Origin of the sequence: Novosphingobium sp., assembly GCF_032093395.1 — a bacterium.
GTDB lineage: Bacteria > Pseudomonadota > Alphaproteobacteria > Sphingomonadales > Sphingomonadaceae > Novosphingobium.
Genome location: NZ_DAMDBA010000132.1, coordinates 1 through 7295, shown reverse-complemented (window position 1 = coordinate 7295; position 7295 = coordinate 1). Strand labels below are relative to the sequence as shown.

General features: G+C 65.4%; 7 protein-coding genes and 1 pseudogene. 5 read left to right on the top strand and 3 right to left on the bottom strand.

Features of this window, described 5'->3' with window-relative positions; translation table 11 throughout:
* Positions 1-814, bottom strand: a pseudogene (locus RT424_RS23500) (cache domain-containing protein); the annotation flags it as partial.
* Between the two features lie 337 nt (positions 815-1151).
* On the bottom strand, positions 1152-1808 hold the full coding sequence (locus RT424_RS23495) for a GntR family transcriptional regulator (protein WP_313443169.1): 657 nt from the start codon (positions 1806-1808) through the stop codon (positions 1152-1154).
* 112 nt (positions 1809-1920) lie between these two features.
* On the opposite strand from RT424_RS23495, the gene RT424_RS23490 reads away from it, so the two are divergent.
* From RT424_RS23490 to RT424_RS23470, 5 genes are read left to right on the top strand one after another with little or no spacing between them, the layout of a single operon-like run.
* Complete coding sequence (locus tag RT424_RS23490) at positions 1921-2520, top strand: amino acid synthesis family protein (protein ID WP_313443167.1); 600 nt, start codon at positions 1921-1923, stop codon at positions 2518-2520.
* A gap of 59 nt (positions 2521-2579) precedes the next feature.
* Positions 2580-3341, top strand: coding sequence for an alpha/beta fold hydrolase (locus RT424_RS23485; RefSeq protein WP_313443165.1), 762 nt, complete (start codon positions 2580-2582; stop codon positions 3339-3341).
* Positions 3338-4816: an aldehyde dehydrogenase gene (locus tag RT424_RS23480; RefSeq protein WP_313443163.1), complete on the top strand. Its 1479-nt coding sequence runs from the start codon at positions 3338-3340 to the stop codon at positions 4814-4816. The genes RT424_RS23485 and RT424_RS23480 overlap by 4 nt, the downstream gene beginning before the upstream one ends.
* A gap of 14 nt (positions 4817-4830) precedes the next feature.
* Entirely contained in the window at positions 4831-5340 is a 510-nt protein-coding gene (locus RT424_RS23475; RefSeq protein ID WP_313443161.1) for a flavin reductase family protein, read from the top strand.
* Positions 5337-6776 (top strand): NAD-dependent succinate-semialdehyde dehydrogenase, encoded by a 1440-nt coding sequence (locus RT424_RS23470; protein WP_313443159.1) that lies wholly within the window; start codon positions 5337-5339, stop codon positions 6774-6776. The genes RT424_RS23475 and RT424_RS23470 overlap by 4 nt, the downstream gene beginning before the upstream one ends.
* A gap of 212 nt (positions 6777-6988) precedes the next feature.
* Here RT424_RS23470 and RT424_RS23465 read toward each other — a convergent pair.
* The coding region (locus tag RT424_RS23465) for a carboxymuconolactone decarboxylase family protein (protein ID WP_313443157.1) at positions 6989-7295 on the bottom strand (307 nt) is incomplete at its 5' end.

The window sequence follows — 7295 nt, the reverse complement described above, 5'->3', positions numbered from 1 at the left end:
CGCGCGTCTCGCCATTGGCGATCGCGGCCTTCACGTCGTCCAGGCCCGGATCGGCATAGAGCTTGCCGAGCTTGGCGGCATCGGGATTGGCCACCCACATCGCCGCCGAGGACAGCAGCATGACGCGCCCGTCACCGAACGGCTTGAGCTTCGCCAGGCGCTCCGAAATGCTGCCCAGTTCCATGTCGAGACCGGAGACGCCGATCACGCGGCCACCCGACTTCACCGGCTGGGTGATCGACGTCATCAGCACGGTCCGCCCGCCTGCGTCGAACAGGTAGGGATCGAGGATCGCGCCGTCTCCGCTCTCGAACGACTTGCGGAAGAACGGCTTGCCGTAGCCTTCGGCCTCATTGTTCGGGATTTGGGCGAGGGTGCCGTTGTTCTTGACCCAATAGGGACGGAAATTGCCATCCTTGCTGGTTCCCGGCTGTCCCGCCTTGCCGGCGTCCGGCCCGTCCCACTGGTTCGGCGCGATCATGGTCCAGGCGCCGAGGGCGACCTTGGACGCGAGCAGGTCGGTCCTCAGCACATTCGTGGCCGTGCTGCGATCGCGCGCGCCGGTCGCGTGGAGATTGCTCATGGTGGAGCCGAGCGTGCGCGCGGTTGCCTCGAACGTGGCGATATCCTTCTTCACCTGGTTGCCCTCGGCATCGGCCTGGGCAAGCGCGGATTGATCCGAAAGCGCGCCGACGGCGGACTGCGTTTCGATGACGACGGCCGTGAAGCCGACCAGGAGCAGGACGGCGATGGCCAGACCTGCCACGGTCATCAGCTTGCCCGCAATGTGCATGCGGTTGAACACATCTCTCATTTTCCAGCTCCTGGAATGACTTGGAAGGCCGCCGAACGAACGACGACGCGCGCCGAGAGGAGGGCGAAGCTCAGGGCCGAGGCTTGCCCGGCAAAAGGGAAAAACTGCATTGAAAGTCCTGTCTTGGACGAAAATTGCAGTCTTATTATAGGATGGTATGCCATCGATCTGGCGCACGGAGCGCTCTTTTGGATCGAGGATGGCGGTAAGATCGAGGATAGAGGGCGTCGTCCCGGACTTGATCCGGGACCGCTGGCCAAGCCGCGCCTTGCTCGCGGGGAAGCGCCTAAAGAACTGCCAGCGGTCCCGGATCAAGTCCGGGACGACGTTATCTGTTCTACTTGCGCTTCAGCATCTCGACCGCGATCAGCGCAGCCTCCTGCACATGCTCGCGGCAGGCTTTGGCCGCAGCATCCGCATTGCGGCTGGCGATGGCATCGACGATCTTGGACAGGCGCTTGAGGCCAGCCGCCTGGCGGCCGACTACGGACAGGGTCATGGCCCGCATCTGGCTGATGCGGCTGTTGAGGCGCTGGACGATCTCCCAGGCGATCTCGTGCCCGCCGGTCGTGAAGATGACCTCGTAGAAATGCGTCGATGCCTTGAGCGCGGCGATGGCATTCTTGTCGCGATGCGCCACTTCGATCGCCCCCAGCGCTTCGCGCAGGCTGGCGACGGTTTCCGCGGAGGAACGCTCGGCGCAGGCTGCCGCCGCCGAGGATTCAAGCTGCATGCGGATGTCGTAGATCTGCTGCGCCTGTTCGGGCGAGATCGTGGAGAGCCGGGGCCCCGACGGAGTGCTTTCCACCAATCCTTCGGATTCCAGGTTGCGGATGACTTCGCGGATCACCGAGCGGCTCACGCCCAGACGATCGCCCAGAGTGCGTTCCACGAGCCGCTCGCCGGGGCCGATCTGCCCCTGCATGATCGCGTCGCGCACACGGTCCAGCGCGATGAGCCTCAAAGTTTGCGGCCGCGCTTCGATCCGTTCCAAAACTCATCCTCCACAAGGTTTTCATTGCTCTCGATCCCCTCATGACAAGAAGCGTTGCATGTGTCTAGTCTTCTGGTATACCACCATACAACATTCCAAGGAGGTTGCCCCGATGGCTCTGAAGATTCGCAAGCTTGTGTCTTATGTCGAGGAAGTTCGAATCGAGGGCGGCAAGGATGCCGAACGTCCCGTGACGACCGTTCTGGTGGCCGCCGTCGTGAAGAACCCCTGGGCCGGTCGTGGTTTCGTGGAGGATCTCCAGCCTGAAATCCGCGCCTATGCCTCGGACCTTGGCGCCTTGATCGTCGAAAAGCTCACCGCGACCATCGGCGGCGCGGGCCGGATCGAGGCTTATGGCAAGGCGGCCGTGGTCGGCGGCGCGGGCGAGATCGAGCATGCCTCGGCGCTGATCCACACGCTGCGCTTCGGTAACCATTTCCGTGAGGCGGTGGAGGCCAAGTCCTACCTCAGCTTCACCAACAAGCGCGGCGGCCAGAACACCTCGATCCAGGTGCCGATGATGCACAAGGATGACGAAGGCCAACGCTCGCATTACATCACCGCCGAGTTCGCCATTTCCGACGCCCCGCTGGACGATGAGATCGTCATCGTGCTCGGCGCTGCCGACGGCGGTCGGGTGCACCCGCGTATCGGCAATCGCTACCTCGACCTGGAAGCCATTGCCGCGGAAAAGGCCGCGCAGCAGGGCTGACGGTGGGCGCGAACCCTTTCCCGACGGCCTATGAGGACGCGGGTGGAAATAATCCGCCCGTGATCCTGATCCATGGCGTCGGGCTGTCGCAGGCGATGTGGGAAGCGCAGAAGGTCGCGCTCCGGCATGCCTATCGCGTCATTACGCTCGATATGCTGGGCCATGGCGGAAGTCCGCGACCGGCCGCCGATGCCGGGCTGGACGACTATGCCGACCAGGTGGCCGAACTGATGGACCACCTGGCTATCGACAAGGCGGTCCTGATCGGCTTTTCGATGGGCGCGCTGGTGGCGCGGGCGTTCGCCCTTCGCTATCCGGGGCGTCTCTCGGGCCTTATCCTGCTCAACGGCGTCTTCGACAGGTCCGAGACCGTGCGCGCCACGATCCTGGGCCGGGTGGACGAAGTGCGCCGAGCCGGTCCCTCCGCCAATTCCGACGCCGCTATCGAGCGCTGGTTCACGCCCGAATTCCGCGCGGCCCAGCCCGACTACATTGTCGACCTGCGCGCGCACATGGCCGGCAACGACCATCACGGCTATCTCACGTCCTATGGTCTTTTCGCCAGCCAGGACAACTTCGGCGCCGACCGCCTTGGCGAGATTGCCGCGCCCACGCTGGTGGCCACCGGGGAGTTCGATGTCGGGTCGACGCCGGAAATGACGCTTGAACTGGCCGCGCGCATCCCCGGCGCGAAGGCCTCGGTGATTGCCGGTGCGCGGCACATGATGCCGGTGGAGATGCCGGAAGAGACCAATGCCCTGCTGCTGGGCTATCTCGCAACGATAACACAGCAGCCCATAACTGCCGGAGAGGCTTCATGACCTTACGTAAATTCCAGATGCTGGTGGACGGCGCGTGGATCGACGCCGCATCCGGGCGGACTTATGAATCGCGCTATCCGGCCACCGGCCAGGTCTGGTCGATATTGCCCGATGCCGACGAGGCCGATGCGGACCGCGCCGTGCGCGCTGCCGATGCGGCCTTTCGCAGCCCGGCGTGGCGCGGTCTCACGGCCACCGCGCGCGGCAAGCTGCTGCGTCGCCTTGGCGACCTGATCGCCGAACATGCCGGCGAACTTGCCGAACTGGAAACGCAGGACAACGGCAAGCTCATCCGCGAGACGCGGGGTCAACTGGCCTATCTCCCCGAATTCTTCCATTACAGCGCCGGGCTGGCCGACAAGCTGGAAGGCAGCACGCTGCCGATCGACAAGGCGGACATGTTCGCCTTTACCGTGCCCGAACCACTGGGCGTCGTTGCCGCGATCATCCCCTGGAACAGCCCGCTCTATCTCACTGCGATCAAGCTGGCTCCCGCGCTGGCGGCGGGGAACACGCTGGTCATCAAGCCGTCCGAACATGCTTCGGCCAGCATCCTGCGCTTTGCCGCGCTGGTCGAGGAAGCGGGCTTCCCCGCAGGCGTCGTCAATGTCGTGACCGGCCTCGGCCCCAGCGCCGGTGCAGCACTGACCAGGCACCCGCTGGTGCGCCGCATCGCCTTCACCGGCGGTCCGTCCACTGCACGCCACGTCATCAAGGCCAGCGCCGAGAACTTCGCCAAGCTCTCGCTGGAACTGGGCGGGAAGTCGGCCAACATCGTTTTCGACGATGCCGATCTCGAAAGCGCGGTGAACGGCGCCGTCGCGGGGATCTATGCCGCTTCCGGCCAGAGCTGCGTCGCGGGTTCGCGCCTGCTGGTGCAGGACGGCATCTACGACCGTTTCGTGGCCGCGCTGACCGAGCGCATGGGCCGCATCCGCATCGGCGATCCGCTCGATCCGAACTCGGACATGGGCCCGATGGCGACCGAGCAGCAGCTCGGCATCGTGGAAAGCATGGTGGCTCGCGCGCGTGAGGAAGGTGCCGCCGTGCTCGCCGGTGGCCGGCGCCATGCGGCCAGCGAGGGCTGGTACTACGAACCGACGCTGCTCGCCTGCAACTCCGATCAGCTCGACGTGGTGCAGAACGAAGTGTTCGGCCCGGTGGCGGCGATCATGCGCTTTTCGGACGACGCCGAGGCGCTCGCCCTGGCGAACGGCACCGAATACGCGCTGGCGGCCGGGATATGGACGCGCGACATCGGCCGCGCCCATCGCTTCGCCCGCGACATCCATGCCGGAATCGTCTGGGTGAACACCTACCGCGCCGTCTCCGCCATGGCGCCGATCGGCGGCTTCGGCGCGAGCGGGTACGGGCGTGAGGGCGGCATCCATGCCGTGCTCGACTACACCGAACTGAAGACCGTCTGGGTCAACCTGTCGGAACAGCCGATGGGCGATCCGTTCGTGATGCGGTGAGAGGAGATAGCGACATGACGACAAGCGTGATCGATCAGGCCGAATTCCGCAAGGCTATGGCCGAATTCCCCTCGGGCGTGACTGTGGTGACCGCGCTCGACGAGCAGGGCGGACTGGTGGGCTTTACCGCCAGCGCCTTCTCCTCGCTTTCGCTGGACCCGCCGCTGGTACTGGTATGCCCGGCACTGACTTCCGCCACATACCCGCATCTCGTGCGTGGGAAGCGGTTCGCGATCCATATCCTTGCGGCGGAACAACAGGCGCTCGCCATGGCGTTCGCCTCCAAGGGCACGGACAAAGTGGCGGCGCTGGAATGGACGCTCAGCGATCTTGGCAATCCGCTGCTGGCGGGCGCGAGCTGCGTGCTGGAATGCAGCCTCTGGCGCGAATACGAAGGCGGCGACCATGCCATCCTCGTGGGCGAAGTGCTGCGCATCGATCGCTGCGAAAGCGGCGTGCTGCTCTATCACCGTGGGCAGATGAGCAATCATGCCCATCCTGAAACGGAGGCGGCCGGCGCATGACGATCCGGGATCTTCATCCTTTCCGCGACCGGGCGTTCGTCGGTGGGATCTGGACCGAGGCGCGCGATACGGCGCCGGTGACCGATCCGGCCACGGGCGAGGTCATCGCGCATGTGCCTCACCTCGGCGCGGCCGAAACGCGGACCGCTATCGAAGCGGCGGCAAAGACCCAGGCCGAATGGCGCACCCGTCCCGCGGGCGAGCGTGCCGACCTGTTGCTGCGCTGGCATGCCCTCATGCTCGAACATCAGGACGCGCTCGCGGCGATCCTGACCGCCGAACAGGGCAAGCCTCTGGCCGAAGCACTCGGTGAAGTGCTCTATGCCGCCAGCTTCGTGCGCTGGTTCGCGGAAGAGGCGCGCCGGATCGAGGGCGAGGTCATCCCCGCACCGCGTTCCAACCAGCGTATCCTCGTCTGGAGCGAGCCGGTCGGCGTCGTCGCCGCGATCACGCCGTGGAATTTCCCGGCGGCCATGGTGACGCGCAAGGTCGCCCCGGCTCTGGCTGCGGGCTGCGCCATCGTGGTCAAGCCCGCGCCGGAAACGCCGCTGACTGCGCTTGCCCTGGCGGCGTTGGCGGAGGAAGCGGGCCTGCCCGCCGGACTGCTCAGCGTGATAACGGGTGAAGCCGCCGCGATCGGCGGGGCTTTCATGGCCAGCGATGTCGTGCGCAAGCTCTCCTTCACCGGTTCGACCGGGGTGGGGCGCAAGCTCTACGAACAATCGGCGCCGACGCTGAAGCGGCTTTCGCTGGAACTGGGTGGAAATGCGCCGTTCCTCGTCTTCGACGACGCCGATATCGACGCGGCGGTCGAGGGCGCGCTCCTGGGCAAGTACCGCAATGCCGGGCAGACCTGCGTCTGCGTGAACCGCTTCCTGGTGCAGGACGGCATTCATGACGCCTTCGTCGAGCGGCTGCGGCAGCGGGTCGAAGGCCTCGTCCTCGGGCGCGGCACGGAGGCGGGCGTGACGATCGGCCCGCTGATAAACGAACGCGCGGTCGAGAAGGTGGAGCAGCACGTGGCCGATGCCGTCGCGCGCGGCGGGCGTCTGCTGGCAGGCGGCGCGCGGCAGGAGGGCCTGTTCTTTCCGCCGACGCTGATCGCCGACGTTCCCCGCGATGCGCTGGTGGCTTCGGAAGAAACCTTCGGACCGCTCGCCGCCGTTATCCGCTTCCAGACGGAGGAAGAGGCGATAGGGCTCGCCAACGATACCGAGTTTGGCTTGGCCGCCTATGCCTATACCCGAGACATCGGCCGCGCCATGCGCGTCGCCGGTGCACTGGAATATGGCATGGTCGGATTGAACGAGGCGGCGATCTCCACCGAGGTGGCTCCGTTCGGCGGCATCAAGGCCTCGGGCATGGGCCGCGAAGGATCGCGGCACGGCATTACCGATTACCTGGAGCTAAAATACGTAATGATGGGCGGGCTCTGACGCTCAGGCAGGAATCCCCTTGGGTCGCACCAGGGAAGCGCCGGCATCTATGGAGATGCCGGCGCTTTTTGCGTTTTGAAAATGGCGGCCAGAGTGTGGAGCCTTGGATGTGACGTTGTGAATACGTCGTCCTGAATGTGACGTCGTCCCGGATCAAGTCCGGGACGACGCTATTCCTTACCGGCATTATCCTACCGGCATCACTCGCCCCATCACCCCTGCGCGTCGATCTCCGCAAAGACCTCTCGCGCCAGGCGGAAGCTGTCCACGCCGGCCGGGATGCCCACGTAAACCGCGATCTGCAGCAGCACCTCGCGGATTTCCTCGCGTGTTAGGCCATTGTTCAGGGCGCCGCGAACGTGCGCCTTGAACTCGTGGCTGCGGTTGAGCGCCGCGATCATGCCTAGGTTGAGGATCGAACGGCTGCGACGGTCGAGGCCGGGCCGGTTCCAGATCTCGTCCCAGCAGTACTTCGTCGTCAGTTCCTGCATGGCCCAGTTAAAGTCGTCCGCGCCGTCC

Bases quoted from the DNA above. Each gene is read 5' to 3' on its own strand.
- RT424_RS23490 (WP_313443167.1), top strand. From the start codon at position 1,921: ATGGCTCTGAAGATTCGCAAGCTTGTGTCTTATGTCGAGGAAGTTCGA.
- RT424_RS23480 (WP_313443163.1), top strand. From the start codon at position 3,338: ATGACCTTACGTAAATTCCAGATGCTGGTGGACGGCGCGTGGATCGAC.
- RT424_RS23475 (WP_313443161.1), top strand. From the start codon at position 4,831: ATGACGACAAGCGTGATCGATCAGGCCGAATTCCGCAAGGCTATGGCC.
- RT424_RS23470 (WP_313443159.1), top strand. From the start codon at position 5,337: ATGACGATCCGGGATCTTCATCCTTTCCGCGACCGGGCGTTCGTCGGT.